We start from the raw sequence: 26,440 nt of genomic DNA, 5'->3' as shown, positions 1-26,440 counted from the left end.
TCTCGTCCGCTCCCTCACCCGGGTGGCAGGACCGTGCACAAGGCCTCCAGTGCCGCGCCGTAGGCGTGTTCGGCGCTGGCCGCGTACCCCACCACCAATCCGTCACCCGCCGTCGGCTCGGCCTGCGGATGCCGGAACGCGGCGAGGCCGTCCAGGGCGACGCCCTGCCATGCGGCCGCCTTGACCGTGGACCGTTCGGTGCCCTGCGGCAGCCGCAGCACCGCGTGCAGACCGGCCGCGAGACCCGTCACCTCGACATGCGGCGCGTGCGCGGCGAGCGCCGCGACGAGCCGGTCACGCCGGTGTCGGTAGCGCTGCCGCATGCGCCGCACATGACGGTCGTACGACCCGGAGACGATGAACTCCGCGAGCGCCAGCTGGTCCAGGACGCTCGCCCAGCCCTCCCGCTCACCCTTCGCCGCGAGCACGCGCCCGACATACGGCTCCGGCAGCACCATCCAGCCCAGCCGCAGTGCCGGCGACAGGCTCTTGCTGACCGACCCGATGTGGATCACCCGCTCCGGGTCGAGGCCCTGGAGCGCGCCGACGGGTCTGCGGTCGTAGCGGAACTCGCCGTCGTAGTCGTCCTCCAGCACCACCGCCCCCCCGCGCGCGTGCCCAGTCGATCACGGCCGCCCGCCGCTCCGGATGCAGCGGGCCGCCGGTCGGAAACTGGTGCGCGGGCGTGAGCAGTACGGCCCGCTCCCGCCGGAGTACGTCCACGCGCGCGCCGTCCCCGTCCAGCGGCAGCGGCACCGTCCGCACCCCGGCCGTCGCGAGCAGCTCCCGGTGGAAGCCCAGCCCGTACGCCTCCACGCCCAGTGGACCGCGCAGCACCCTGCCCGCGCCCTGGCCGCCGTGGCCGCCCTGGCCGAACAGCAGCCGCAGGGCGTGCGCGAAGCCCGAGCAGACGACGATCCGGTCCGGCTCGGTCCGCACGCCACGCGCGCGTGCCAGATATTCCGCCAACGCCTCCCGCAGCTCCCGCCGCCCGGCCGGATCCCCGGGCCCGAACGCCTCACTCGGCGCGGCCTGCAGCGCCCGGCGGTACGCGGCCGCCCAGGCGGCCCGCGGGAACGCGGAGGCGTCGGGCGCGCCCTGCCGCAGATCGTGCCGCGGCCCACGCGCGCGGGGAGGTGCTTTCACCGGGGTCCGTACGGCGCCGCGCAGCGGCTCCGCCCGCTCGGCGACCCGGGTCCCGGAACCCTGACGGGCGGTCAGCCAGCCCTCCGCGACCAGCTCCGCGTACGCGTCGGCCACCGTGTTGCGGGCCACACCCAGGTCGGCGGCGAGCGAACGGTACGGCGGCAGGCGCGTGCCCGGAGCCAGCCGTCCGCTGCGTACGGCCTCCCGCAGCGCCCTGATCAGCGCGGCCCGCCGCCCGCCCGGACCCGACAGTTCAAGGTGCAGGTCGGCACCGATCCGCTCCGCGGAATTGACCCATGATTCCGTCATGGAAATGCACCCTACTGCCGGTCTTTTCGGCCCGTAGGTTGAAGCCATGACGACGAACACGATCACCACCGCGCCCGACACCACCACCGCACCCGACACCACCATCGCACCCGACGTCACCATCGCACCCGACGTCACCGCCGCACCCGACGTCACCGCCGCGATCGCCGCCGCCGAGGCCGGCCGCACCCGACTCGACTTCGCGAAGGCCGCGCCGAAGGTCTTCCGCGCGATCATCGGCTTCGACGCCGCCGCTCGTCAGGGCCTCGACCCCGCGCTGGTCGAGCTGATCCAGATCCGCGCCTCGCACCTCAACCACTGCGCTTACTGCCTGCACATGCACACCAACGACGCCCGCAAGGCCGGCGAGAGCGAGGACCGGCTCCACATGGTCGCTGTCTGGCGCGAGGCCCGGCACTTCTTCACGCCGAGGGAGCAGGCCGCGCTCGCCCTGACGGAGGCCGTGACCCTGGTCGCCGACGGAGGTGTCCCCGACACCGTCTATGCCGAGGCCGCCGCCCATTTCGAGGAGGAGGAACTGGCCCACGTCCTCGCCCTCATCCTCACGATCAACACCTGGAACCGGGTGGCCCTGTCGACGGGCAAGGTGGCGGGCACGGACGAGCGGTAGCGGTGACCGATCCCCGTCATCCCAGTCATCCCCGTCGTCACGGTTATGACGTCTTGCCTACACCCGCATCGGCCGGTCCCGCGGTGACACCGGGGCGGGCAGCCGTGAACTGCCCGTCAGATAGCGGTCGACGGCCGCCGCCACCGCCCGCCCCTCCGCGATCGCCCAGACGATGAGCGACTGTCCGCGCGCCGCGTCCCCGGCGGCGAACACCCCGGGGACGTTGGTCGCGAAGCCGTCGTCCCGGGCGATCGTGCCGCGCGGAGTGAGCGCCAGGCCCAACTGCCCGATCAGCCCGTCCTCCTGGTCCGGCCCGGAGAACCCGAGGGCGAGCAGCACGAGGTCGGCGGGGAGCGTCCGCGCGGTGCCCGGCAGCGGGCGGCGCAGCTCGTCGACCTCCACCAGATGCAGCGACCGCACATGCCCGCTGTCGTCCCCGGTGAAGCGGAGCGTGGACGCGGCGAACAGCCGGGCGTCCGCGTCCGCCGCCGGCGCCGTCCGCAGATCCCGCGCCTCCTCGTGCGCCGCCGACAGCCGGTAGACCTTCGGGTACGTCGGCCACGGCTCGGTGTCCTCGTCCCGCTCGGCACCCGGCTGCGCGTAGATGTCCAGCTGGGTCACGGATGCGGCCCCCTGGCGCACTGCGGTCCCCAGACAGTCCGCACCGGTGTCCCCGCCACCCACGATCACCACATGCCGGGCGGCCGCCGACAGCGGCGAAACCTCCAGATCCCCCTCACACACTCGATTGGCCAGCGGCAGATACTCCATCGCCTGGTGTATCCCGTCCAACGACCGGCCCGGCACCGGAAGTTCCCGCCACGCCGTCGCACCCGTGGCGACGACGACAGCGTCGTACCGCCCGCGCAGCTCCACCGCCCCGACGTCCCGCCCGACCGCCGTCGACGTACGGAACTTCGTGCCCTCGGCCCGCATCTGCCCGATCCGCCGCTCCAGATGGTGCTTCTCCATCTTGAACCCGGGGATGCCGTACCGCATCAGCCCGCCCAGCCGGTCGTCCTTCTCGTACACGGCGACCGTGTGCCCGGCCCGGGTCAGCTGTTGCGCCGCGGCGAGCCCGGTGGGCCCGGAACCGATGACCGCGACCGTCTTGTCCGACAGCCGCTCGGGCGGCCGCGGCGGGACGAAACCCTCCTCCCAGGCCCGGTCGGCGATCGCGCACTCGACGTTCTTGATGGTCACGGCCGGCTGGTTGATCGCCAGCACGCACCCCGCCTCGCAGGGAGCCGGACACAACCGCCCCGTGAACTCGGGGAAGTTGTTCGTCGCGTGCAACCGGTCGCTCGCCGCCCGCCAGTCCTCCCGCGAGACCAGGTCGTTCCACTCGGGGATCAGATTGCCCAGCGGGCAGGCGTCGTGGCAGAACGGGACGCCACAGTCCATGCAGCGGTCGGCCTGCTTGCTGATGATGGGCAGCAGCGCTCCCGGGACGTACACCTCGTCCCAGTCCCGCACCCGCTCCTCGACGGGCCGCCGCGGCCACTCCTGGCGCGGCGTGGTCATGAAACCCTTGGGATCGGCCATGATCGTCGCCACTTTTCGGCACTCTTCCGGCACTTCCGGCACTCTTCCGGCCACGATACGTCCGCACCGCGGATCGCGCAGAGTAGCGGGCGGCGGCCGGGACGGTCCGGGTGAGGCGGTGGGCGGGCCGGGCACGGTCAGGTGAGCGCCAGGACGTAGACCAGGGCGGCCGCGGCCGAGGCGACGGTGCGGACGTGGTTCCAGAACGTCCACTCGCGCACATACACCGGCCAGTACACGGCGGCCTCCGGCGCGCCCGCCGCCAGCCGGGCCAGCCTGTCGTTGCGGGGGACGTTCGCCACCGCCGTCAGCCCGAACGCACCGAGCAGATACAGCGCGCTGCCCAGCAGCAGTTCGACCGTCCCGTCCTCCGGCCACACCACGAACGTCACCACGGCGATCATCGCGTTCAGCATCGCGGCACCGCCGAACACGGTCATGAAGGCGGGCCGTACCGCCGCGACGTTGATCGCGTTCATCGCCGCCACACCCTGCGCGGGCGGCAGCGCCGATAGCCCCCGCATCACGAACGCCGAGAAGGCGCAGAACACCCCGGCGACCAGCCCGCTGCCCAGGATCCCCGCCACGACCAGCACGAAGAACGGCCCCTCGATCATCTCCACGCCCTCATCTCGTCTCGTCCCACCCGGGCCGGGGCCCGGCAGCACCGTCCCCCAGTCCATGCCCAGGCCGGACCACATGCCGACCCCGTCTCTTCCCGCCCCTCCCTCCCTGCCCTCTTCCCTCCCTGCTCTCCTTCCTCCTTCCTCCTGCCCTCCTGCCCTCCTGCCCTCCTGTTCCTCAGCCGACGTCCGCCCCGGTGCCCTGCCACGCCCGCAGCACGCCCGCCACGGCCGGGGCGATCCGGCGCCGTGCCTCGTACCGCGGCACCCCGCTCATCAGCAGCTGGTCGTACGGCGTGTCCACATGCCGTACGGCCGCGACGACTGCCGAGAGCACCGCCCCCTCCGTCAGCGCCCGCCCGGCCGCGCTGCGCCCGACCCGCCCGCTGCCCCGCACGGACGCGTGCGCCGCGACGGCCCGGGCTCGCTCGGCCGGGCAGCCGGGCAGCAACCGGAGTATCTCGGCCGCGAACGCCGCCACGAACCGCTCGTCCTCCGCCGCCCTGCGCCGCGCGTCCCGTGCCCGCCGCCGGCGCCGCGCCTCCGCGTCCGCCAGACAGCGGGCCTCGGCCCGGGCCAGCGCGGCCTCCTCCACGAGCACGCCCTGCCGCTCGTACCGGCTCCTGCGCCGGTTGAACCGCACCACCACCGCCGACAGCGTGCTCTCCTCCCGCGCTCTGCGGGTCAGCGCCGTGTCACCGCGCGGCAGGAACACCAGGTGCCCGAGGTCGGCACAGTCCAGACAGCGCGGCGCCCCGTCCTCCAGCATCAGCAGCGACAGCGGCCCGCCCCGGCACGTGGCACACCGCTTGCGCTTGGCGCTCTGGACGACGACAAGCCGCCCGGGGGAGTGGGGAGTTGATGTCGAGGAAAGGCCCATACGCGCTACTTTCCCCGCCGCCGCCCACTGACTCCGTGTTCCTGCCTGTCGTCCTCCTCCCTGCCCCGCACGTTGAACACCGACACCCGCGTACGGTGCCACGCGGGAGTCTCGATCTCGTCCACCACCGCCACCGCGAGATCGGCGTACGACAGCCACGGCTCACCTCTGCCGTCGCTCCCGGCACCGCCGACGCCGGGCAGCCGCTCCCCGCCGACCCGGTACCGCCCCGTCCGTGGCCCGTCGTGCTCCAGGAACCCGGCGGGCGTCAGCATCACCCAGTCGACGGGACCGTCCGCGCGTTCCCGCAGCCGGTGCAGCCCGGCGGTGTGCGCCAGCGCGAAGGGCCGCAGCGGTGGTGGGAAGGCCACCGGGTCGTCCAGCACCATCCGCCCGTCCGCGCCGAGCAGATTGGCCCCCAGCCCCACCGCGACCAGCCGTGACACCCCGGCCGCGCCGAGCCCGTCGAGCAGCGCGTCGGCGGCCCGCACGAAGAACCGCGGGTCGACCGAGCCGACCGCCTCCTCGGGCCCGCTGAACGGCGAGACGGCGTGCACGGCACCGGCGTGCCCGGCGGCGACCCGGGCGACCGTCCCGGCGTCCAGGACATCGCCCTGTACCACCGTGACGCCTTCGGCACCGAGATCCGGATACCGCGCCGGATCCCGCACCACCGCAGTCACCGTGCGGCCCCGCGCCAGTGCCTCGGCCGTCACCGCCCGCCCGGCCCGGCCTCCGGCACCGAGGACCACGATCCCTGTCATCCCCAACCTCCCTGTCCTGAGCGGCTGTTCGCGCTCGGCCAGGACGTTAGGGAGCGGACCCCCGGTTACTTCAACGGTATCGGCGATACCCTCGGCTCATGACCGACGCGCCGCACAGAATGGCCGACCTGTCGCGGTCCACCGCCGGCGCCATGGATGCCGGCCGGCCCGCACCTCTCGATCCCGACATGTTCCACCCCCTCTGTCCGTCCTCCGTGATGCCCGTCCGCGTGGGCGACAAGTGGGCGGGCATGGTGATCCGCTGTCTCCAGGACGGCCCGCGCCGCTTCGGTGAACTGCGTGTCCCGCTCAGGGCCGTCACGCCCAAGGTCCTCAGCGAGACCCTGCGCGCCATGGAGCGCGACGGACTGGTCACACGCACCGCCTACGACGAGAACCCGCCCCGGGTCGAGTACGCCCTCACCCCCCTCGGCCGCACGCTGATCCCCCTTCTCGACGCGGCCCGCGCCTGGAGCGAGACCCATCTCCCCGCTCTGCTGGCAGCCCGGCGGACAGCGGCGGACCGAGGCTGAGCCGCCCGCCCCGTGCCGCCCGGGACCGTCCCCTGCCGGAGCGCACCCCCGCCCTCCGGCAGGCGGCGCCGCCTCCTTCTCCGCCACCCGGCATCATGGGCCCTGTGCGACTCGAAGCGATCACCTGGGACCGGCTCGCCGAGCAGCTGGCCGACCGGCTCACCGGACTGGAGCCGGCCGACGGGGGCGCCTGGCCGCGCGTCGGCTTCGACGGGGCCCCGGCCGCGCGTCCAGGAGACCTCGCCGAGCGGGTCGGCGAGGCGCTGCGCGTGCGCGGCCGGCCCTCGCTCGTGGTCGGCGCCGAAGGTTTCCTGCGCCCCGCCTCGCTGCGCCTCGAACACGGGCGACGCGACGCGGAGTCGTACTACGGCGGATGGTTCGACACCGGCGCCCTCTGGCGTGAGGTCTTCGGCCCGCTCGATCCCGGAGGCAGCGGGCGCGTCCTGCCCGACCTGTGGGACCCGGCCACCGACCGCGCCACCCGCAACCCCTACGTCCAACTCCCGCCCGGCGGGATCCTGTTGCTCCATGGCCCCCTCCTGCTGCGCCACTGGTTCCCGTTCGACCTGACCGTGCACCTCCTCCTCTCCCCGGCCGCCCTGCGCCGCCGTACCCCCGAGGCCGAGCACTGGACGCTGCCCGCCTTCGAGCGCTACGCGTCCGAGGCCGATCCGGCCGGCACGGCGGACGTCCTGGTGCGCGCCGACGACCCACGCCACCCCGCCTGGAGCGGCTGACGCTCAGAGCCAGCCGTTGCGCCGGAAGCCCCGGTACAGAGCCACGCACGCGCCCGCCATGACGACCATGGCCAACGGATATCCGAACTGCCAGTGCAGCTCCGGCATGTGGTCGAAGTTCATGCCGTACACACCGCACACCATCGTCGGTACGGCGATGATCGCGGCCCACGCGGTGATCTTGCGCATGTCCTCGTTCTGCGCGACGGTCACCTGCGCGAGATGGGCCTGGAGGATGGAGTTGAGCAGCTCGTCGAACGCCGCGATCTGGTCCTTGGCCCGGATCAGATGGTCGAGCACATCGCGGAAGTAGGCCTGTATCTCCGGAGGGACGACCCGTATGGGCCGGGTGGCCAGGTCCTCCACCGGGCGGCTCAGCGGCACCACCGCCCGCTTCAGCTCCAGCAGCTCACGCTTCATCTGGTAGATCCGGCCGGGGTCGAGCCGTGCGCCGTCCTCGGCGAACACCTCTGTCTCGACCTGGTCGATGTCGGCCTGCACCGCGTCCGTGACGCTCAGATAGTCGTCCACGACATGGTCGGCGATCGCGTGCAGCACCGCTGCGGGCCCCTTCGACAACTGGTGCGGATGCGACTCCAGCTCCTCGCGCAGCGGGCCCAGCGAGCCGTGCCGGCCGTGCCGCACCGTGATGACGAAGTCCTCGCCGACGAACACCATGATCTCACCGGTGTTCACCACCTCGCTGGTCGCCGTCAGCCGTTCGTGCTCCACGTAGCAGACGGTCTTGAAGACCGCGAAGAGCGTGTTGCCGTAGTGCTCCAGCTTCGGGCGCTGGTGGGCCTCGACCGCGTCCTCCACGGCCAGGGGATGCAGGTCGAACAGCTCCGCGATCCCCGCGAACTCACGGTCCGTCGGCTCGTGCAGCCCCAGCCAGACGAATCCCTCGCCGGTCTTGCGCACCATCCGCACGGCGTCCACGAGGTCGGTGCAGGTCGGCACCCGCACACCATCCTGATACGTCACGCAGTTGACCACCGAGGAGCCCAGCGGTGACCTGGCGGGATGGCTCAGGTCCACGCGCGGCCGCCGCCTGGCCAGCCGTGCCACCTTGCGCAGGCCGGCGGCCTTGCCCAGTCCCGTGACCCGTCGCAGATTCCCCGCCATGGACATCTGGATCTCCTCGCATGGATCCCCCGCGTAACGCTTTTCGCGCCTCGTCCGAGCAGTGTGCCAGCCGAGAGCAAAACGCGGGTAAGCCTGTGGGAACAGGATGTTCCGCTTGGTTCCCGCCTGTGGACAGAGCGCCGTGCCGGGTCGCCGGCCCGGCCCCGGCCCGGTCGCCGGCCCGGCCCCGGCCCGGTCGCCGGCCCGGCCCCGGCCCGGTCGCCGGCCCGGCCCCGGCCTGGCCTCTCCCGTGTCCGGAGCGTCGGCAGATCCGGACGAGCCGGTGGCTGGGATGATCCTCACATGACGCGATCCGAGGGGTACCTCCTGGACAACCGGCAGAACGAGGCGGCACAGCGCTTCGACGCCTTCGCCGCGCTCTTCGACCCCACGACCTTCCGGCACCTTGAGGGATGCGGCGTCGGACCCGGCTGGCGCTGCTGGGAAGTCGGGGCGGGCGGCACGTCCGTGGTGTCCTGGCTCGCCAAGAAGGTCGGCCCCACCGGCAAGGTCGTCGCGACCGACATCGACACCTCGCTGCTCACTGCCGTGGCCCACCCGCCGGTGGAGGTCCGCGTCCACGACGTGGGCACCGAGGAGCCCCCAGGCGAGGGCTTCGACCTGGTCCACGCCCGGCTCGTCCTCGTCCATGTCCCGGACCGGGAAAGGGCGTTGCGCTCCCTGATCCAGGCACTGCGGCCCGGCGGACGGCTGCTGCTGGAGGACGCCGACCCCGCCCTCCAGCCCCTGACCTGCCCCGACGAGTACGGCCCCGAGCAGCGGCTGGCCAACCGGCTGCGCCAGGGCTTCCGCAAGCTCCTGGCCGAACGAGGCGCCGATCTGTCCTACGGCCGCAAGCTTCCGCGCCTGCTGCGCGAGGCCGGGCTGAGCGAAGTGGAGGCCGACGCCTACTTCCCGGTGACCTCGCCCGCCTGCACCGCGCTGGAGGCGGCGACGGTCCGTCAGATCCGTGCCCGCCTCGTCGCCGCCGACCTCGCCACCGACGAGGAGATCGACCAGCACCTGGCCAATGTCGAGGCCGGTTCGATGGACCTGGCCACCGCACCGATGTTCTCGGCGTGGGGGAAGAAGGCGTAAGGACCGGGCCGGGCCGGGCGTACGGAGAGGAGGGCTCGGCGGACGCACGCAGGGGGCTCAGCCGCTCCGACCGTGCCGGGCGTCCGCCCGCCTCCCGCGGTCACCGCCGACCGCCGACCCCGCCCTCGGTCCAGCCGTCCCTGCCCGGAACCGGCGGTCCGGCCCCCACCCGACCCACCACCGACCGCCTGCCCAGTTCTCCGTCTAGCTCTCCCTGCCCGGAACCGCCGGTCTGGCCCCCACTCGACCCACCGCCTCCGCCCCCGCCCGGCAGCCCGAGGCTGCCGCCTCCCGGGGATCCGCGCCCGCGAGCAGTGCGGCGAGGAACGCGCCGGTGAAGGCGTCGCCGGCGCCCGTGGTGTCCTGCGGGACCGCCGGTGTCGCGGGGATCCTGGCCGGCGGGGCGCCGGTCCGGGCCACCAGTGCCCCGTCGGCGCCCGCCTTGGTCACCACCAGTGGCACGAGACGGCTCAGCTTGACCGCGGCGTCCGCCGGGTCCGACAGGCCCGTCAGCAGGCATGCCTCGTCCCGGCTGGGCAGCAGCACGTCCAGCCCTTCCGCGAACGCGAGGAACCGGTCCACCCCCAGTCTTTCCAGGAAGCCCGCCGACGCCGGATCCAGGCTGACCGGCACACCACGCGCGCGTGCCGCCGTGAGTGCCGTGGCCGCCAGTGCCCGGCTCGGCTCGGTGAACAGCAGATAGCCCGACAGATGCAGCCGGGCGACCCCGTCGAGGAGCGCGTCGGACCAGTCGGCGGGTTCGAGCCGCAGGGACGCCCCGCTGTCCGTGAGGAACGTGCGCTCGGCCGCCGCCCCGGTGTCGACGAGACAGATCACCGTCCCGGTCGCCGCCTCCGGGTCGACCACCAGCCGGGGCCGCACCCCGGCCGCGACCAGCTCCCGCTCGTGCCACGCGGCCGTGTCCGTGCCGACCCGCCCGAGCAGCCGTACGTCCGCGCAGCCCGCGTGGGCTGCCCAGCAGGCCACGTTCGCGCCCGCGCCGCCGGGCAGCGTCCGGATCGCGGCGGCCGTGTCCGTGCCGGCCGCGAGCGGTCCTCGGTGCCGGGCGACGACGTCCGTGACCACGTCCCCGACGACCAGCAGAGCCCCGGTCCGGCCCGTGGTCACCCCCTGGTCCAGGCGGTGGCGATCCGCGCCGCCAGCCGTACGTTGCCGCGTACGGCCGCCAGATTGGCGCTCAGGGAGGCGCCCTCCGTGTGCCGGACCAGGTAGTCCAGCAGGAACGGCGTGACCGCCTGCCCGCTGATCCCCTGCTCCGCGCATGCGTGCAGCGCGTCGGCGAGCACGCGCGCGTGCACCTCGGGATCGAGCTGTTCAGCCTCGGGGACGGGATGGGCGACGATCAGCGCCGATGCGGGCGCGTCGAGCGCGTCCTGGGCCCGCATGACCTCGGCGACCTGCTCCGGACTGTCCAGCGTCCAGTCGACCGGATGCCCCGAGTCGGACAGGTAGAAGCCGGGGAAGCGGTCCGTGCCGTACCCGGCGACGGCCACGCCCAGCGTCTCCAGCCGCTGCAGCGTCGCCGGCACGTCCAGGATCGACTTCACGCCCGCGCAGACCACGGTGATCCGCGTACGCGCCAGCAGCCCCAGGTCGGCCGACTCGTCCTGCGTCACCGTCCACTCGCGGTGCACACCGCCCAGCCCGCCCGTGGCGAACACCCGGATGCCCGCGAGCGCCGCCAGCCGCGCCGTCGCCGACACCGTGGTCGCCCCGCTCACGCCCCCGGCCACGGCGAGCGGCAGATCGCGGTGGCCCAGCTTGCGGATGCCGTCCTCGTTCGCGACCCGCTCCAGCTGCTCCTTGTCCAGCCCGACCCGGGGGCGGCCGTCCAGGACGGCGATGGTCGCGGGTACGGCGCCCTCTCGCCGCACCGCGTCCTCCAGCTCCAGCGCCACCTGGAGATTGCGCGGGCGGGGCAGGCCGTGCGCGATGATCGTGGACTCCAGGGCCACCACCGGCCGCCGTGCGTCGATCGCTTCCCGGACCTCTTCCGACACCACGAGCACCACGCGCATCGCCTCCTGTCCGTCGGCCTTGCCTTGTCTCTGGATCTCTGGCGGGTGCCGGCCACGGCTAAACGCTTGCGGCCTGTGGGGGACGCCACCAGCCTGGGCGGCATGACGAAGAACAGCATGCGTCTCGACCACGTCGTCCTGTGGGTGACCGACCCGGTGGCCGCAGCCCGCTTCCACGCGGACGCCGTCGGTCTGGAGCCCGTGAGACTCACCGAGTTCATCGAGGGGAAGGTGCCGTTCCCTTCCATGCGCGTCAACGAGGAGACCCTCCTGGACCTCGCGCCGCGCACCTTTGTGGACCAAATGAAAATGCTGCCCGGTGCCGCCGACAGCGCCGGCCACCCGGTCAACCACGTCTGTCTGTCCCTGCCGGCCGAGGCCTTCGACGCTCTGCGCGCCCGGCTGGAGCACCACGGCGTGCCGTTGTCCGACATCGGCCACGACTCGTTCGGAGCCCGCGGCAACGCCCCGCGCACGTTCTACTTTCAGGACCCCGACGGCAACGTCTTCGAGGCCCGGCACTACGACGACTGAACCCTGACCGGATCAGAGGGCCACAAGTCAGCGGTCAGAACAGCGGCTCGGGCAGCACGCCCTCCAGCGCGAGCAGCTTCCGCTTGGTCTCCAGCCCGCCCCCGAAACCCCCGATACCGCCATCGCTCTCCACCACGCGGTGACACGGCACCACCACCGGCAGAGGATTGGCGCCCATCGCCGCGCCGACCGCCTGCGCCCCGCCGGGCTGCCCGACCCGGCCCGCGAGATCGCCGTACCCCACCACCGTGCCGTACGGCACCCCGGAGGCCAGCTCGCGCAGCACCTGCCGGTTGAAGCCGGAGATGAGCGACCAGTCCAGCGGCAGATCGAAGCCGTGCCGCTCGCCCGCGAAGTACGCGCGCAGCTGGCGTATCGCCTCGGCCAGCAGCGGCGAGTCCGGATCCTCGACCGGGGTGACGCCGAGCCGGGACGCCAGCCGCTCCAAGGCCCGGTCGCGCACCGCGTCCGTGGCGTTGAAGACGACGTTGACCAGGCCGTCGCGGCTCGCGGCCAGCATCAGCGGACCGATGTCGCTGCCGACGACGGCCCACACGACCCGTTGCTCATCCTGCCCTTGGCTGTCCATGCGACCACGGTACGGCCCGCCACTGACAACGCCCGCCCGGCTCAGCCCGAGCCCAGCGCCCCCCGCACCACGTCAGGCTTGTTGGTGATGATTCCGTCGACGCCGTAACCCGCGACCCTGCGGGCGGCGGCCGCGTCGTTCACCGTCCAGGCGAACACGCCGAGCCGCCTGCCGTGCGCCCCCTTGAAGGCGTGCACGGCCGCGACGTAGCCCAGGGAGAGCGACCCGGTCGAGGGATTGACCAGATCGGTGAAGCGCGCGTACTGGTGCAGCTGCGCCACCTTGGGCGAGCCGAGAAGGGCCGTGGTGACGGCCGGCTTCAGCTCGTGCACGGTCCGGATGCTGTCGGCGCTGAAACTCTGCACGATCAGCCGCCCCAGATGGCTCTGATCGAGCCAGCCCTCGTTGCCGAGGAGCTTCAGGATCTGCTGCTCCATACCCGGGTACAGCTCGGGGTTCTTGACCTCCAGGAGCAGCTTCTCGTGGTTGTGCTCGATCCGGCGCATGTACTGCGTGAGGGTCGGCACGCGCGTGCCCGCGTACGCGGGGGAGTACCAGCTGCCCGCGTCCAGCCGGGCGATCTCGGCCGCGGTGAAGTCCTTCACCTTCCACGGCGCCCGGCCGGGGAAGACCTGCTCGACGTTCGTGGTGCGGTTGAGGCTGTCGTCGTGGATGACGACCAGCTCGCCGTCCTTGGTGCGCTGGACGTCGTTCTCGACCCAGGTGAAGCCCAGCTGCGCGGCCTTGTCGATCGAGGCCAGCGTGTTCTCGGGAGCGTAGGCGGAGGCGCCGCGGTGTGCGATCACCGTAGGCGCGCCGGAACCGCCGGCCCGGGCGTCGGAAGACGGGATCAACAGGACCGCCGCGACCCCCAGGGCCGCGACGGCCGTGACGGCCCCCACTACGCGCGCGTGCATGCAGACTCCTCGCGTCCAGCGAATACCGAATGCAACAAGAGTGACAGCAGATCGTCAGTGGTACGCGCGCGCATGACGGTCACACATCGCAGGCAGATGTCGACGTGCGCTCACCGTTGCCGCACAAGTGCGGCAACGCCGTGTTTCTTTGCCGGAAAATCGTTCGACCATTCCGGTGGGAGTCATACTCTCTGCGACAACCCTGACCGCCCGCGCGGTCCTGGGCCGGGGGAACATTTCAGGTATTCCGGGACGCAAGAGGGCGGAAGGGCAGCCACGGATGCAAGGCACGGTCGACGGATTCAGCTACGGGGCCGTCACCCCGTTGGTGGCCTATCTGATGGCCTGCCTGGGCGGTGCCCTCGGCCTGCGCTGCACCACCCGGGCGCTGCTGGTCACGCACTCCTGGCGGCCCGCCTGGCTGGCCCTCGGCGCCGCCGCGATCGGCTCCGGCATATGGACCATGCACTTCGTCGCCATGATGGGCTTTGCCATCAAGGAGACACCGATCCACTACGACAAGCCGATCACCTACGCGAGCCTCGGCCTCGCGATCGTCATGGTCGGCGTCGGCATCTTCATCGTCGGCTACCGGGGCGCCACCGGCACCGCGCTCTTCACCGGCGGCACGATCACCGGTCTGGGCGTCGCCTCGATGCACTACCTCGGCATGGCCGGCGTCCACTTCCACGGGCGGTTCACCTACAACACCCTCACCGTCGCCGCCTCCGTCGTCATAGCGGTGGTGGCCGCGACCGCCGCCCTGTGGGCCGCCGGACGCGTGCGCGGCTTCCTCTGGAGCGTGGGGGCGAGCCTCGTCATGGGGTTCGCGGTGAGCGGCATGCACTACATGGGCATGGCAGCCCTGCGCGTCCACCTCGACGGCCCCTCTCATGCCACCGGCGGCGCGCCGGAGCCGTCCGTGCTCGCACCCATGCTGATCGGCCCGCTCGCCTTCCTGCTCCTCGCGGCGGTCGTCGTGGTCTTCGACCCGCTGATGGTGATGGGCCGGCCCGTCCGCAGGATCGCCGAGCACAAACCGGGCGTCCCCGCCGCCGTCGCCTCCCACCTGGACCGCCGGCCCGCGCTCCACAACGAGCGCCAACCCGAGCACCACGGCTCCCGGACCAGGTAAAACACCTGATCGGGGCCCGTTGTCAGTGGGGGGTCGTACGGTGGATGGCATGCGGCCCGTTTCCCACATCGAACGCACGGTGGCGCCCTTCGAGGTCGTCAGCCCCTACCAGCCCAGCGGAGACCAGCCGGCGGCCATCGCCGAGCTGGCCAAGCGCATCGAGGCCGGTGAGAAGGACGTCGTCCTGCTGGGCGCGACCGGCACCGGCAAGTCCGCCACCACAGCGTGGATGATCGAGAAGCTTCAGCGCCCCACGCTCGTGATGGCGCCGAACAAGACGCTGGCCGCTCAGCTGGCCAACGAATTCCGCGAGCTGTTGCCGAACAACGCGGTCGAGTACTTCGTCTCGTACTACGACTACTACCAGCCCGAGGCCTATGTCCCGCAGTCGGACACCTACATCGAGAAGGACTCCTCGATCAACGAGGAGGTCGAGCGCCTGCGCCACTCGGCGACGAACTCGCTGCTCACCCGCCGCGACGTCGTCGTGGTCGCCTCGGTCTCCTGCATCTACGGCCTCGGCACCCCGCAGGAGTACGTGGACCGGATGGTCCCCCTGAGGGTCGGCGACGAGATCGACCGGGACGAGCTGCTGCGCCGCTTCGTCGACATCCAGTACACCCGCAACGACTTGGCCTTCACCCGCGGCACCTTCCGGGTCCGCGGCGACACCATCGAGATCTTCCCGGTCTACGAGGAGCTGGCCGTCCGTATCGAGATGTTCGGCGACGAGATCGAGGCGCTGTCCACGCTGCACCCGCTCACCGGCGAGATCATCAGCGACGACCAGCAGCTGTACGTCTTCCCCGCCTCCCACTACGTCGCCGGCCCGGAGCGCATGGAGCGGGCCGTCAACGACATCGAGAAGGAGCTGGGGGAGCGCCTCGCCGAGCTGGAGAAGCAGGGCAAGCTGCTGGAGGCCCAGCGGCTGCGGATGCGCACCACGTACGACATCGAGATGCTCCGCCAGATCGGCACCTGCTCCGGCGTGGAGAACTACTCGATGCACTTCGACGGCCGCTCGCCCGGCTCCCCGCCGAACACTCTGCTCGACTACTTCCCGGACGACTTCCTGCTCGTCATCGACGAGTCACACGTCACGGTCCCGCAGATCGGCGCCATGTACGAGGGTGACGCCTCCCGCAAGCGCACCCTCGTGGAACACGGTTTCCGCCTGCCGTCCGCCCTGGACAACCGCCCCCTGAAGTGGGAGGAGTTCCAGGAGCGCATCGGCCAGAGCGTCTACCTGTCGGCCACTCCGGGACCGTACGAGCTGTCGCGCTCCGACGGCGCGGTCGAGCAGATCATCCGCCCCACCGGCCTCGTCGATCCCGAGGTCGTCGTCAAGCCCACCGAGGGCCAGATCGACGACCTGGTGCACGAGATCCGCAAGCGCACCGAGAAGGACGAGCGCGTCCTCGTCACCACACTCACAAAGAAGATGGCCGAGGACCTCACCGACTATTTCCTGGAACTGGGCATCCAGGTGCGCTATCTGCACAGCGACGTCGACACCCTGCGCCGCGTCGAGCTGCTGCGCGAACTGCGCAGCGGCGAGTTCGACGTCCTGGTCGGCATCAACCTGCTGCGCGAGGGCCTCGACCTGCCCGAGGTGTCCCTGGTGGCGATCCTGGACGCCGACAAGGAGGGCTTCCTGCGCTCCGGCACGTCGCTGATCCAGACCATCGGCCGCGCGGCGCGCAACGTCTCCGGCCAGGTCCACATGTACGCCGACAAGATCACCCCGGCGATGGAGAAGGCCATCGAGGAGACCAACCGCCGCCGGGAGAAGCAGGTCGCCTACAACAAGGCGAACGGCATCGACCCGCAGCCGCTGCGCAAGAAGATCAACGACATCGTCGCGCAGATCGCCCGCGAGGAGGTCGACACCGAGCAGCTCCTCGGCAGCGGCTACCGCAAGTCCAAGGACGGCAAGGGCGCCAAGGCACCCGTCCCGGCGCTCGGCGACAAGGCGGCCAAGGGCGCGAAGGCCGGCAAGGCAGCCAAGGGCCAGGCGGTGCCCACGGACCGTCCGGCGGCCGAACTCGCCGAGCAGATCGAGGAGATGACCGAGCGGATGCGCGCCGCCGCCGCAGAGCTGCAGTTCGAGATCGCGGCCCGGCTGCGCGACGAGGTCTCGGAGATGAAGAAGGAGCTGCGCCAGATGCGGGAGGCGGGCCTCGCCTGAGCTGCCGACCTCTGCCGGACCTCGGAATACGCGCCAAGTGTTGCAAGACCGACACAAAGCGCGGGCCGGGGTTCGGCACTGTCGGCGCGCCTGCGTAGGGTTTTGGACAACCGCGCACTGCGCGGCAACAGGGGACCATCGAGAGGGGATTCAGGGTGTCCGTCAACTTGAGCAAGGGTCAGGCCATCAGCCTGGAGAAGAAGGACGGAGGCACCCTGACCGCGGTCCGTATGGGGCTCGGCTGGCAGGCGGCGAAGCGGCGCGGCCTGTTCGGTTCGCGCACCAAGGAGATCGACCTGGACGCCTCGGCGGTGCTCTTCGCCGAGAAGCAGCCGGTCGACGTCGTCTTCTTCCGCCACCTGGTGAGCGACGACGGTTCCGTGCGCCACACCGGCGACAATCTGGTCGGCGGCGCCGGCCAGGGCGGGGACGACGAATCGATCCTGGTGGATCTGCAGCGCGTCCCCGTCCACATCGACCAGATCGTCTTCACCGTGAACTCCTTCACGGGCCAGACCTTCCAGGAGGTGCAGAACGCGTTCTGCCGCCTCGTGGACGAGACCAACGGCCAGGAACTGGCCCGCTACACGCTGGACGGCGGCGGCGACTACACCGCCCAGATCATGGCGAAGGTGCACCGCGCGGGCTCGGGCTGGACGATGACCGCCCTGGGGACTCCGGCCAACGGCCGCACCTTCCAGGACCTGATGCCGGCGATCCTGCCGCACCTGTAGGACCGCCCGCCCGACCGGCAGCGCGTACGACACAACGACACGGGGGGCACGGCGATGACGGCCGAGCTGGTGCGGGGGCAGAACCACCCGCTGTCCGAGGTCCTGCTGACGATCCGGATCTCGGCGGGGGCCCCGGTCCTCGCCGGAGCCACGCTCGGCGACGAGAACGGCACGGTGCACGGCCCCCAGTGGGTGGCCCATCCCGGCACCCCCGCCCTGCTCGGCGTCGAGGTGCCCCGGCAGGCCGCCGCCGAGCACCGGCTGACCGCCGACCTGGGCGCCCTGCCCGAGACCGTGCACCGCGTCGCCGTGTTCCTCGCGCTGCCCACAGGGTCCGCCGGGCCGCTCCGGTTCGGTGCCGTCGCAGCCCCGCACACCGCGGTCGACGGCCCCGACGGCAGCGAACTGGTCAGCTACACCCTGACCGGCCTGGACACCGAGACGGCGGTGATCGCTCTGGAGCTGTACCGCAGACAGGGCGCCTGGAAGGTCCGCGCGATGGGCCAGGGCTACGCGGCCGGTCTGCCCGCACTCCTGGCCGACCAGGGACTGCCCGCGGCCGCCGACCTCGCGGCCGCCGTCCAGCACTCGGCGGCCCCCGCCCCGGCCTCCACAGCCGCTCATGGCACGGCGGCGCCGGCGCGCCCGCACACACCGGCGCCCGCACCCTCCTACGACGCCCAGAACCCGTACGACACCCAGGCCCCCGACGCCGCCCCGCGCGCCCCAGGCACCCCGGTGGACTACACCCACCCCCGCCGCCGCCCGCACGGCACCGAACCGACGCCCTCAGCCTCTCCGGCCACCGAGGAGCAGCCCGCGCAACCGGTCGCGGGGGACGCCGTCGGCTGGTCGATGGAGGAGCGCCTGTACAACCAGGTCTGGGGCATGTTCGAGGACCTGGCCCGCACCACGGCCGCGTACCGCAGCGCCGTCGAATTCGCCGACTCCCGTCTGGAGAAGGAGCTCGACCAGGCGCTGGCCGACCCCCGCGGCCGGCTCGGCACGGCGGGCGACACCGCGCGCGAGGCGGCCCACGCCCGCCGGACGCAGCTGGTCGACCAAGCCCGCGCGGCCCTCGATCGCGACCTCGCCCAGCTCGCCGCGGAGTCCGACGTGGTCGAGCCCGCACTCCCGCCCGCCTACGCCCGCTGGGACAACCCTGTCTGGCACGCCTACCGGGTGCCGGCCGAGCCGCCGATGGCCCTGCGGCTGGGCGATCTGCATCTTCCGGAGAGTGTGCCGCTGCGCGTCCCCCTGCTGGTCAGGCTGCCGCTGGAGCGGGGCCTGTGGCTGGACAGCGGCCCGGTGGCGCCCGACGGCTTCCCGGACGCCGCCGAGCTGCGGCAGCTGGCCATGGAGGCGGCGGTCGCGCTGGCGGCGCGGCTGCTCGCCGTGCATCCGCCGGGGGACTTCGCCGTGCAGGCCATCGACCCGGCCGGGGCCGGGGCCGCGGCGCTCGGGGTGCTGACGCGGACCGGTGTGCTCACCACGCCTCCCGCAGCCGGGGCGGCGGGCGTGGCGGAGGTGCTGGAGAGGCTCACCCGGCGGGTCGACCTGGTGCAGATGGCGCTGCGCGGCGGCACGCCCGAGTCGCTTCCGGCCGATGTCGACACCGCGCGGCAGCTGCTGATCGTCAACGACTTCCCGCACGGCTTCGACGACCGCGCGGTGACCCGACTGCGCTACCTCGCCGACGAGGGCCCCGCGGTGGGCGTGCATCTGCTGCTGGTGGCGGACCGTGAGGATGCCGCCGCCTATGGCCCCTTGCTCGACCCGCTGTGGCGTTCGCTGATGCGACTCACACCCGTGCCCGACGACCATCTTGCCGATCCCTGGGTCGGGCACGCCTGGACGTATGAACCGGCGCTGGTGCCGACCGGGAGCCAGATCGTGCAGCAGGTGCTCACCGAGGTGACCAGGGCCCGGGTCAAGCACAGGTAAAGTGCTTCCATCAGGCCATTTGACCTTTCTTTTGCTTTCAGCTTTACCTTTCCTTGGTGATTGGGGTATGGTCTTCCGTACGGAGGGGAGTACTCCCTGACTGCGGCGCACCCGTCAGTACGGACCGGTCCGGTCCCGGGGCGCCGGCCCCGCGCGGGTGGAAGAGACCTCCGGCAGCGACAACGCTGAAAGTGTTTGCCGTTACGTCATGCCGGAGGTGCAGTGTACGTTTCCGTGACCCTGTGGGTCCTGACCATCGTGGGCCTGGCCGCCCTGATCGCGGTCGACTTCTTCATCGGCCGCAAGCCGCATGAGGTGTCGATCAAGGAAGCCGGTGTCTGGACCGTCGTCTGGATCGCCCTGGCCGGACTCTTCGGCGTCGGTCTCTTCGTCTTCGGTGGCGGTCAGCCGGCCGGTGAGTTCTTCGCCGGATTCATCACCGAGAAGTCGCTCAGCGTCGACAACCTCTTCGTCTTCGTCCTGATCATGGCGAAGTTCGCGGTGCCCACGCAGTACCAGCAGCGCGTCCTGCTCGTCGGCGTGCTCATAGCCCTGGTGCTGCGGGCGGCCTTCATCGCCGCGGGAGCCGCGATCCTCGCCAGCTTCTCCTGGGTGTTCTACCTCTTCGGCGCCTTCCTGATCTGGACCGCCTGGAAGCTCATCCAGGAGGCCCGCGCGGACGAGGAGGACGAGGAGTTCGAGGAGAACAAGCTTCTGAAGGCCGCGGAGCGCAGGTTCGGCGTGGCCGACCGTTACCACGGCACGAAGCTGTGGATCCAGGAGAACGGTAAGCGGGTCATGACCCCGATGCTGGTCGTGATGCTCGCCATCGGCACCACGGACGTCCTGTTCGCCCTGGACTCCATCCCCGCGATCTTCGGCCTGACCCAGGACCCGTACATCGTCTTCACCGCCAACGCCTTCGCCCTGATGGGCCTGCGCCAGCTGTACTTCCTCATCGGCGGCCTGTTGAAGAAGCTGGTTCACCTCTCGTACGGCCTGTCGGTGATCCTCGGCTTCATCGGCGTCAAGCTGGTGCTGCACGCACTGCACGAGTCCGGTGTCCACGTCCCCGAGATCAGCATTCCGGTCTCGCTCGGCGTGATCTGCGCCGTCCTGATCGTCACCACCATTACCAGCTTGATGGCGAGCAGAAGGCAGGCGGCCCCCGAGGCGGCGGGCGTCGAGGGTGAAGGCGCCGCGAGGGACGGCGTCGATGCCCGACCCGGCCGGCGGTGACAGCGTCCCCCGGCGGGAGCGGTACCGCGCGGAGCAGGTCCCCCTCCCGCCGGCGGTATGGACGGAACAGAAAGGACGCGAGGTATCCGAAAAGAGCAGAATGCGAATCCCGTAGGTCTCTGCGACGATCGCCGCATGATCACTGGGCTCCGACCGCTCATCCGCCCATGGACGACACTCGTGCCGGTGCTCGCGGTCGTCCTCCTGGTCTTCACCTGGGGCCGTGACCTGCCCGGCGTGGTCGTGGGCCTGGTCACCGTCGTGCTCGCCGGTTCCGTCCTTGCGGCCGTGCACCACGCCGAGGTGGTCGCCCATCGTGTCGGCGAGCCCTTCGGCTCCCTCGTTCTGGCCATCGCCGTCACGGTCATCGAGGTGGCCCTGATCGTGACCCTGATGGCCGACGGCGGCGACAAGAGCTCCACCCTGGCGCGGGACACCGTCTTCGCCGCCGTGATGATCACCTGCAACGGCATCGTCGGGCTCTGCCTGCTCGTCGCCTCCCTGCGGCACGGCACCGCAGTCTTCAACCCCGAGGGCACCGGCGCCGCCCTGGCGACCGTGGCGACGCTGGCCACGCTCAGCCTGGTGCTGCCCACCTTCACCACGAGCAAGCCCGGACCCGAGTTCTCCCCGGTGCAGCTGACGTTCGCCGCGCTGTCCTCACTGATCCTGTACGGCCTGTTCGTGGCCACACAGACCGTGCGCCACCGCGACTACTTCCTGCCGATCACCCGGCAGGGCGAGGTCATCGCCGACACCCACGCCCAGCCGCCGTCCGCGCGAACCGCCCGGTTCAGCCTCGGCCTGCTCGGCCTGGCCCTGATCGGTGTGGTGGGTCTGGCCAAGGGCGTGTCGCCCACCATCGAGTCGGGCGTGGAGGCGGCCGGTCTGCCGCAGGCGGTCGTCGGTGTGATCATCGCCCTGCTGGTGCTGCTGCCCGAGACGATCGCCGCGCTGCGCTCCGCCCGCCGCGACCGGGTCCAGACCAGTCTCAACCTGGCGCTCGGCTCCGCCATGGCCAGCATCGGCCTGACCATCCCCGCCGTCGCCCTGGCCTCCGTCTGGCTGTCCGGCCCGCTCGTCCTCGGCCTCGGGTCGACCCACATGCTGCTGCTCGCGCTGACCGTGGTGGTCAGCTCCCTGACTGTGGTGCCGGGCCGGGCCACCCCCTTGCAGGGCGGCGTCCATCTGGTTGTCTTCGCGGCCTACCTGGAGCTGGCGATCAACCCGTGACGGGCTCCACCACCGGTACGGGCACCGGGCGGGTCTCGGGCAGCAGGGCGAAGCACACGAGGCTGAGCAGCGCGACACTCGTGAGATAGACGCCCACGCTCCAGGGGACCCGCCCGCTGTGCTCCGCGAGCGCCGTGGCCACGATCGGGGTGAGGGCGCCGCCCAGGACACCGCCGAGGTTGTAGCCGACAGCTGCGCCCGTGCAGCGCACTCGTGCCGCGTACAGCTCCGGCAGATAGGCGGCGATCACCGCGAACATGGTGATGAAGGAGACCAGGGCGCCCAGGATGCCGAGGAACATCAGCAGCGGCTGGCCGGTGGCCAGCAGGGCGACCATCGGGAGCATCCACAGACTGCAGGCCGCGCACCCGGTCAGGCACATCGGCCGGCGCCCGTAGCGGTCACCGAGCAGCGCCATGCACGGCGTGAGGGCCGCCTTCACCACCACCGCGGCCATGACACAGGTCAGCATCACCGTCCGGCTCACCCCGAGCCGCTCCGTCGCGTACGCCAGCGACCAGGTCGTCACGGCGTAGAAGACCGCGTACCCGGCGGCCAGCGCCCCGGCCGTCAGCAGCACCAGCCGTCCGTGATGCCGCACGACCTCGACGAACGGCACGCGCGCGTGGTCGTCGATCTCCAGGAACCGGGGGCTCTCGGCGAGCGACGAGCGCAGCCACAGCCCGCCCAGCGCCAGCGCGCCGGCCGCCCAGAACGGCACCCGCCACCCCCAGCGCGCGAACTCCGCGTCGGACAGCGTCGCCGACAGCGCCAGCACCACCCCGTTGGCGAGCACGAACCCGATCGCCGGCCCCACCTGCGGAAAGCTCGACCACAGGGCGCGTCGGCCGGGCGGCGCGTGCTCGGCGGTCAGCAGCACCGCCCCGCCCCACTCTCCGCCGAGCCCCAGACCCTGCAGAAAGCGCAGAAGGAGCAGCAGGACCGGCGCGGCGACGCCGATCGACCCGTACGACGGCACGCAGCCGACCGCGACCGTCGAGGCGCCCGTGAGCAGCAGCGACAGAACCAGCACCGGCCGCCGTCCGCGCCGGTCGCCGAGGTGGCCGAACAGCACCGAGCCCAGCGGCCGCGCCACGAACCCCACCCCGAACGTCCCGAACGCCGCCAGCGTCCCCGCGAGCGGCGAGAACGTCGGGAAGAACAGCGGCCCCAGGACCAGGGCCGCCGCCGTCCCGTAGACGAAGAAGTCGTAGAACTCGATCGCGGTCCCCGCCAGCGAGGCCGCGGCGAGCCGGGGCATCGAGGGTGTGCTTACGGTGCGTACAGGCTCCATACCGCGTCAACTACCCATCGTGATCAAGGGTTACGGGGAGCGCATGGAGGTGATCAAGCCACCGGAGTGTGCGCCCACGCGACGGAGCGCACGCCTCGCCGCCCGCTCCGGCCACCGTGATAGACCGGGTGCGAGCGGCGGTCGTCGACGCACCGCCCCGAACGGACCGGAGGAACCGTGCCCCGCACCCTGGCCAACGCCCCGATCATGATCCTCAACGGGCCCAACCTGAACCTGCTCGGCCAGCGCCAGCCCGAGATCTACGGCAAGGACACGCTGGCCGATGTGGAGGCGCTGTGCGCCAAGGCGGCGGCCGCGCACGGCGGCACGGTGGACTTCCGGCAGTCCAACCATGAGGGCGAACTGGTCGACTGGATCCACGAGGCGCGCCTGAGCCACTGCGGGATCGTCATCAACCCCGGTGCCTACTCGCACACCTCGGTCGCGATTCTGGACGCGCTCAACACCTGCGACGGCATGCCCGTGCTGGAGGTCCACATCTCCAACATCCACCAGCGCGAGTCGTTCCGGCACCACTCCTACGTCTCGCTGCGCGCCGACGGCGTGATCGCCGGATGCGGAGTGCAGGGATACGCGTTCGGCGTGGAGCGTGTGGCCGCCCTGGCCGGCGCGGTCCAGGCCGAAGCGTAGCTACAGCCGGCCCGCCTCCACGATCCGCCGCAGGAAGCGCCGGGTGCGCTCCTGCTGCGGATCGCCGAAGACCTGTTCGGCGGTGCCGCGCTCCAGCACCACGCCGCCGTCCAGAAAACAGACCTGGTCGGCGACGTCCCGCGCGAAGCCCATCTCGTGCGTCGCCAGAACCATGGTCATGCCGTCGCCCTTGAGGCCGCGCACCACCTCCAGCACCTCGCCGACGAGTTCCGGGTCGAGCGCCGCCGTGATCTCGTCCAGCAGCAACAGCCGGGGCCGCACGGCGAGGGCCCGTACGATCGCCACACGCTGCTGCTGCCCGCCGCTGAGCCGGTCCGGATAGGCATTCGCCTTGTCACCCAGTCCGAGGCGCTCCAGCAGCCCCCTGGCGTTTTCCTCGGCCTCCTCGCGGGAGACGCCGTGCACCCGTCGCGGCGCCAGCGTGACGTTGTCCAGCACGGTCATGTGCGGGAAGAGGTTGTACGCCTGGAAGACGACGCCGATCCGGCGCCGTACCGCGTCCTGGTCGGCACGGGGATCGGTGATCTGCTCGCCGTCCAGCCAGATCGCGCCGTCGTCGATCTCCTCCAGCAGGTTGGCGCAGCGCAGCAGCGTCGACTTGCCCGAACCGGAGGCGCCGATCAGCGCGGTCACCGTGTGCGGGGCGACCTCCAGGTCGACGTCGCGCAGGACGACGGAGCCGGCGAAGGTCTTGCGGACGGACTCCATGCGCAGCACGGGCGCGTCGCTCATAGGGATCCTCCCTGCGCCCGCTGCCGGTCCATCCGGGCCGTCACCCAGTCCGTGAAGCGGGTCATCGGAATGGTCAGCGCCACGAACACCAGCCCGGCGACGATGTACGGCGTGTAGTTCAGACTGCGGCCCACGATGATGTCGGCCGCGCGTACGGCGTCCACCGCGCCGCCGATCGACACCAGACCGGTGTCCTTCTGCAGCGACACCAGGTCGTTGAGCAGCGGCGGCACCTGACGGCGCACCGCCTGCGGCAGCACCACGTAGCGCAGCGCCTGCCGGTTGGTCAGGCCCAGCGAGCGGGCCGCGGCCCGCTGCGAGGGGTGGACGGACTCGATGCCAGCGCGGAACACCTCGGCCACGTACGCCGAGTACGTCAGCGTCAGCGCCGTCCCGCCGAGCAGCACCGGATCGACCGTCACGCCCTGCAGGCGCAGCGCCGGCACACCCAGGACCACGATCATCAGGTTGATGATCAGCGGAAGCCCGCGGAAGAAGTCCGTGTACGCCGCCGCGAGCACGCGCAGCGGGAAGAACACCGGGCCGCGCAGGGTGCGCGCGATGGCGATCAGCATGCCGAGGACCAGGACGGCGGCGCCGCAGATCACCAGCAGGCGGACGTTCAGCCACAGCCCTTCGAGGACCTTCGGCAGTGCCTCGCGCGCGTACTGCGCGCTGAAGAACGTCTCCTTGGTGCGCGGCCAGCCCGGCGCGTCGACCACGATCAGATAGAGCACGGCGGCCGTGACGAGCGTCGAGAGCGCCGCGACGGCCGTGGCGCGGCGGGCACGCGCGCGTTTGTAGCGCTCGCGCTCCAGCCGCCGCGCGGAGGGCACGTAGCCGTCACCGGCGCCGGTCATGTCTCCCTTGTCGTCGGCCCCCTCCCGGGCCGACTCGCCCTTGGCGACCGTCACTTGAGCACCGGGGCGCCGACGGCGTCCGAGAGCCACTGCTTCTCCAGCCCGGCAAGCGTGCCGTCCTTGCGCAGGGCGTCCACGGCGCCGCTCACGCACGACGTCAGCGCGCTGCCCTTGTCCAGCACCAGCCCGAACTGCTCGGGCGTGCCGCCCTGGTTCTCGAACTGGCCGACGATCTTCGCGTCCGTCACCTCGGCCGCGGTGATGTAGAACGCGGTCGGCAGGTCGGTGACGATGGCGTCCACCTGACCGTTCTTCAGCGCGGACTTGGCCTGGTCGTTCTTGCCGTACACGGCGGGGTCCTGCGACGGCTTCACCACATCGGTGATGTAGTTGAGGCTCGTGGTGCCCACCTGGGCGCCCAGCTTCAGCTTCTTGAGGTCGGCGATGCTCCGCGCGTTCGCCGCCTTGCTGCCCTTCAGCGCGATCACGGCCTGGCGCACGTCGTAGTAGCCGGAGGAGAAGTCCACGGCCTTCTTGCGCTCGTCGCTGATCGACACCTGGTTGATGTCGAAGTCGAAGGTCTTCACACCGGGCGCGAACGCCTTGTTGAACGGCACGCTCTGCCACACGACCGCGTTCTTGCCGTATCCCAGCTGCTGGGCGACCGCATAGGCGACCGCCGACTCGAAGCCCTTGCCGTTGGCGGGCTTGTCGTCCTTGAACCAGGGCTCGTACGCCGGTTCGTCCGTCGCGATCGTGAGCTTCCCGGACGTCTTGGTGGCCAACTTGCCCGGGACGCAGCTCTTTGCGGCCGAGCCGGACGGAGCGGCCGAGGCCTTCTCGTCGGGCTGCGGAGCACAGCCGACGGCGGTGGCGAGCAGGGCTACGGTGGCGGCGGTCATCGCGCGGCGCAGGGTGCGCGGGGCAGGGTACATGGCG

General features: G+C 71.6%; 25 protein-coding genes and 1 pseudogene. 12 read left to right on the top strand and 14 right to left on the bottom strand.

All coding sequences use genetic code 11. The features are described from left to right. Positions 1–14: 14 nt before the first annotated feature. Positions 15–1,455, bottom strand: a pseudogene (locus tag LE548_RS11140) (PLP-dependent aminotransferase family protein). 46 nt (positions 1,456–1,501) lie between these two features. Here LE548_RS11140 and LE548_RS11135 point away from each other — a divergent pair. Next, positions 1,502–2,086 (top strand): carboxymuconolactone decarboxylase family protein, encoded by a 585-nt coding sequence (locus tag LE548_RS11135; protein ID WP_225096540.1) that lies wholly within the window; start codon positions 1,502–1,504, stop codon positions 2,084–2,086. A gap of 57 nt (positions 2,087–2,143) precedes the next feature. On the opposite strand, the gene LE548_RS11130 is transcribed toward LE548_RS11135, so the two are convergent. From LE548_RS11130 to LE548_RS11115, 4 genes are all read right to left on the bottom strand, one after another. Beyond that, the gene (locus tag LE548_RS11130) at positions 2,144–3,631 is read right to left on the bottom strand and encodes a glutamate synthase subunit beta (RefSeq protein WP_225096539.1); all 1,488 of its coding nucleotides are present in this window, start codon (positions 3,629–3,631) and stop codon (positions 2,144–2,146) included. A gap of 137 nt (positions 3,632–3,768) precedes the next feature. Further along, positions 3,769–4,248, bottom strand: coding sequence for a DUF1772 domain-containing protein (locus LE548_RS11125; RefSeq protein WP_225096819.1), 480 nt, complete (start codon positions 4,246–4,248; stop codon positions 3,769–3,771). A gap of 184 nt (positions 4,249–4,432) precedes the next feature. Then, entirely contained in the window at positions 4,433–5,134 is a 702-nt protein-coding gene (locus LE548_RS11120) for a DUF2293 domain-containing protein (protein ID WP_225096538.1), read from the bottom strand. Between the two features lie 5 nt (positions 5,135–5,139). Continuing rightward, positions 5,140–5,898, bottom strand: a complete 759-nt coding sequence (locus tag LE548_RS11115) for an NAD(P)-dependent oxidoreductase (RefSeq protein ID WP_225096537.1) — start codon at positions 5,896–5,898, stop codon at positions 5,140–5,142. A 152-nt stretch (positions 5,899–6,050) separates the two neighbouring features. On the opposite strand from LE548_RS11115, the gene LE548_RS11110 reads away from it, so the two are divergent. Both LE548_RS11110 and LE548_RS11105 read left to right on the top strand, forming a co-directional pair. Beyond that, entirely contained in the window at positions 6,051–6,431 is a 381-nt protein-coding gene (locus LE548_RS11110) for a helix-turn-helix domain-containing protein (RefSeq protein ID WP_225096818.1), read from the top strand. Between the two features lie 104 nt (positions 6,432–6,535). Continuing rightward, the gene (locus LE548_RS11105) at positions 6,536–7,168 is read left to right on the top strand and encodes a uridine kinase (RefSeq protein ID WP_225096536.1); all 633 of its coding nucleotides are present in this window, start codon (positions 6,536–6,538) and stop codon (positions 7,166–7,168) included. A 3-nt stretch (positions 7,169–7,171) separates the two neighbouring features. Here LE548_RS11105 and corA read toward each other — a convergent pair whose 3' ends face one another. Then, positions 7,172–8,299 (bottom strand): magnesium/cobalt transporter CorA, encoded by a 1,128-nt coding sequence (corA, locus tag LE548_RS11100; RefSeq protein ID WP_225096535.1) that lies wholly within the window; start codon positions 8,297–8,299, stop codon positions 7,172–7,174. Between the two features lie 297 nt (positions 8,300–8,596). Here corA and LE548_RS11095 point away from each other — a divergent pair, with 297 nt between their 5' ends. Further along, the gene (locus LE548_RS11095; RefSeq protein WP_225096534.1) at positions 8,597–9,391 is read left to right on the top strand and encodes a methyltransferase; all 795 of its coding nucleotides are present in this window, start codon (positions 8,597–8,599) and stop codon (positions 9,389–9,391) included. A gap of 204 nt (positions 9,392–9,595) precedes the next feature. Here the strand turns inward: LE548_RS11095 and LE548_RS11090 are convergent, their stop codons facing one another. Both LE548_RS11090 and LE548_RS11085 read right to left on the bottom strand, forming a co-directional pair. Beyond that, positions 9,596–10,519: a PfkB family carbohydrate kinase gene (locus LE548_RS11090; RefSeq protein WP_225096533.1), complete on the bottom strand. Its 924-nt coding sequence runs from the start codon at positions 10,517–10,519 to the stop codon at positions 9,596–9,598. After that, a complete protein-coding gene (locus LE548_RS11085) occupies positions 10,516–11,424 on the bottom strand; it encodes a pseudouridine-5'-phosphate glycosidase (protein WP_225096817.1) in 909 nt (302 codons plus the stop codon). The genes LE548_RS11090 and LE548_RS11085 overlap by 4 nt, the downstream gene beginning before the upstream one ends. A gap of 108 nt (positions 11,425–11,532) precedes the next feature. On the opposite strand from LE548_RS11085, the gene LE548_RS11080 reads away from it, so the two are divergent. Further along, the gene (locus LE548_RS11080; RefSeq protein WP_225096532.1) at positions 11,533–11,964 is read left to right on the top strand and encodes a VOC family protein; all 432 of its coding nucleotides are present in this window, start codon (positions 11,533–11,535) and stop codon (positions 11,962–11,964) included. Between the two features lie 34 nt (positions 11,965–11,998). Here the strand turns inward: LE548_RS11080 and LE548_RS11075 are convergent, their stop codons facing one another. Both LE548_RS11075 and LE548_RS11070 read right to left on the bottom strand, forming a co-directional pair. Beyond that, positions 11,999–12,553: a methylated-DNA--[protein]-cysteine S-methyltransferase gene (locus LE548_RS11075; RefSeq protein WP_225096531.1), complete on the bottom strand. Its 555-nt coding sequence runs from the start codon at positions 12,551–12,553 to the stop codon at positions 11,999–12,001. 41 nt (positions 12,554–12,594) lie between these two features. Further along, positions 12,595–13,470 (bottom strand): glycerophosphodiester phosphodiesterase family protein, encoded by an 876-nt coding sequence (locus LE548_RS11070; RefSeq protein ID WP_225096530.1) that lies wholly within the window; start codon positions 13,468–13,470, stop codon positions 12,595–12,597. A 280-nt stretch (positions 13,471–13,750) separates the two neighbouring features. On the opposite strand from LE548_RS11070, the gene LE548_RS11065 reads away from it, so the two are divergent. From LE548_RS11065 to LE548_RS11040, 6 genes are all read left to right on the top strand, one after another. Continuing rightward, positions 13,751–14,605, top strand: coding sequence for an MHYT domain-containing protein (locus tag LE548_RS11065; protein ID WP_225096529.1), 855 nt, complete (start codon positions 13,751–13,753; stop codon positions 14,603–14,605). Positions 14,606–14,654: 49 nt separating this feature from the next. Then, positions 14,655–16,793 (top strand): excinuclease ABC subunit UvrB, encoded by a 2,139-nt coding sequence (gene uvrB, locus LE548_RS11060; RefSeq protein WP_225096528.1) that lies wholly within the window; start codon positions 14,655–14,657, stop codon positions 16,791–16,793. A gap of 155 nt (positions 16,794–16,948) precedes the next feature. Further along, on the top strand, positions 16,949–17,527 hold the full coding sequence (locus tag LE548_RS11055; RefSeq protein ID WP_225096527.1) for a TerD family protein: 579 nt from the start codon (positions 16,949–16,951) through the stop codon (positions 17,525–17,527). Between the two features lie 54 nt (positions 17,528–17,581). Continuing rightward, positions 17,582–19,471, top strand: a complete 1,890-nt coding sequence (locus LE548_RS11050) for a TerD family protein (RefSeq protein ID WP_225096526.1) — start codon at positions 17,582–17,584, stop codon at positions 19,469–19,471. 222 nt (positions 19,472–19,693) lie between these two features. Beyond that, positions 19,694–20,710, top strand: a complete 1,017-nt coding sequence (locus tag LE548_RS11045; protein ID WP_225096525.1) for a TerC/Alx family metal homeostasis membrane protein — start codon at positions 19,694–19,696, stop codon at positions 20,708–20,710. 135 nt (positions 20,711–20,845) lie between these two features. Next, the gene (locus tag LE548_RS11040) at positions 20,846–21,943 is read left to right on the top strand and encodes a calcium:proton antiporter (RefSeq protein ID WP_225096524.1); all 1,098 of its coding nucleotides are present in this window, start codon (positions 20,846–20,848) and stop codon (positions 21,941–21,943) included. On the opposite strand, the gene LE548_RS11035 is transcribed toward LE548_RS11040, so the two are convergent. After that, positions 21,933–23,204, bottom strand: coding sequence for an MFS transporter (locus LE548_RS11035; RefSeq protein ID WP_225096523.1), 1,272 nt, complete (start codon positions 23,202–23,204; stop codon positions 21,933–21,935). The genes LE548_RS11040 and LE548_RS11035 overlap by 11 nt on opposite strands. 210 nt (positions 23,205–23,414) lie before the next feature. Between LE548_RS11035 and aroQ the strand changes: the two genes are divergently transcribed. Further along, complete coding sequence (aroQ, locus tag LE548_RS11030; protein WP_225096522.1) at positions 23,415–23,888, top strand: type II 3-dehydroquinate dehydratase; 474 nt, start codon at positions 23,415–23,417, stop codon at positions 23,886–23,888. Here aroQ and LE548_RS11025 read toward each other — a convergent pair whose 3' ends face one another. From LE548_RS11025 to LE548_RS11015, 3 genes are read right to left on the bottom strand one after another with little or no spacing between them, the layout of a single operon-like run. Next, positions 23,889–24,641, bottom strand: a complete 753-nt coding sequence (locus LE548_RS11025) for an amino acid ABC transporter ATP-binding protein (RefSeq protein WP_225096521.1) — start codon at positions 24,639–24,641, stop codon at positions 23,889–23,891. It abuts the gene before it with no gap. Beyond that, on the bottom strand, positions 24,638–25,555 hold the full coding sequence (locus tag LE548_RS11020; protein ID WP_225096520.1) for an amino acid ABC transporter permease: 918 nt from the start codon (positions 25,553–25,555) through the stop codon (positions 24,638–24,640). The genes LE548_RS11025 and LE548_RS11020 overlap by 4 nt, the downstream gene beginning before the upstream one ends. After that, on the bottom strand, positions 25,552–26,436 hold the full coding sequence (locus tag LE548_RS11015) for an ABC transporter substrate-binding protein (protein ID WP_225096519.1): 885 nt from the start codon (positions 26,434–26,436) through the stop codon (positions 25,552–25,554). The genes LE548_RS11020 and LE548_RS11015 overlap by 4 nt, the downstream gene beginning before the upstream one ends. Between the last annotated feature and the right edge of the window lie 4 nt (positions 26,437–26,440).

This window comes from Streptomyces sp. CoH27 (genome assembly GCF_020181035.1).
GTDB classification, from domain to species: domain Bacteria; phylum Actinomycetota; class Actinomycetes; order Streptomycetales; family Streptomycetaceae; genus Streptomyces; species Streptomyces camelliae.
Note: the sequence above shows the minus strand (reverse complement) of the source record. Positions and strands in the feature narration are given on the sequence as shown.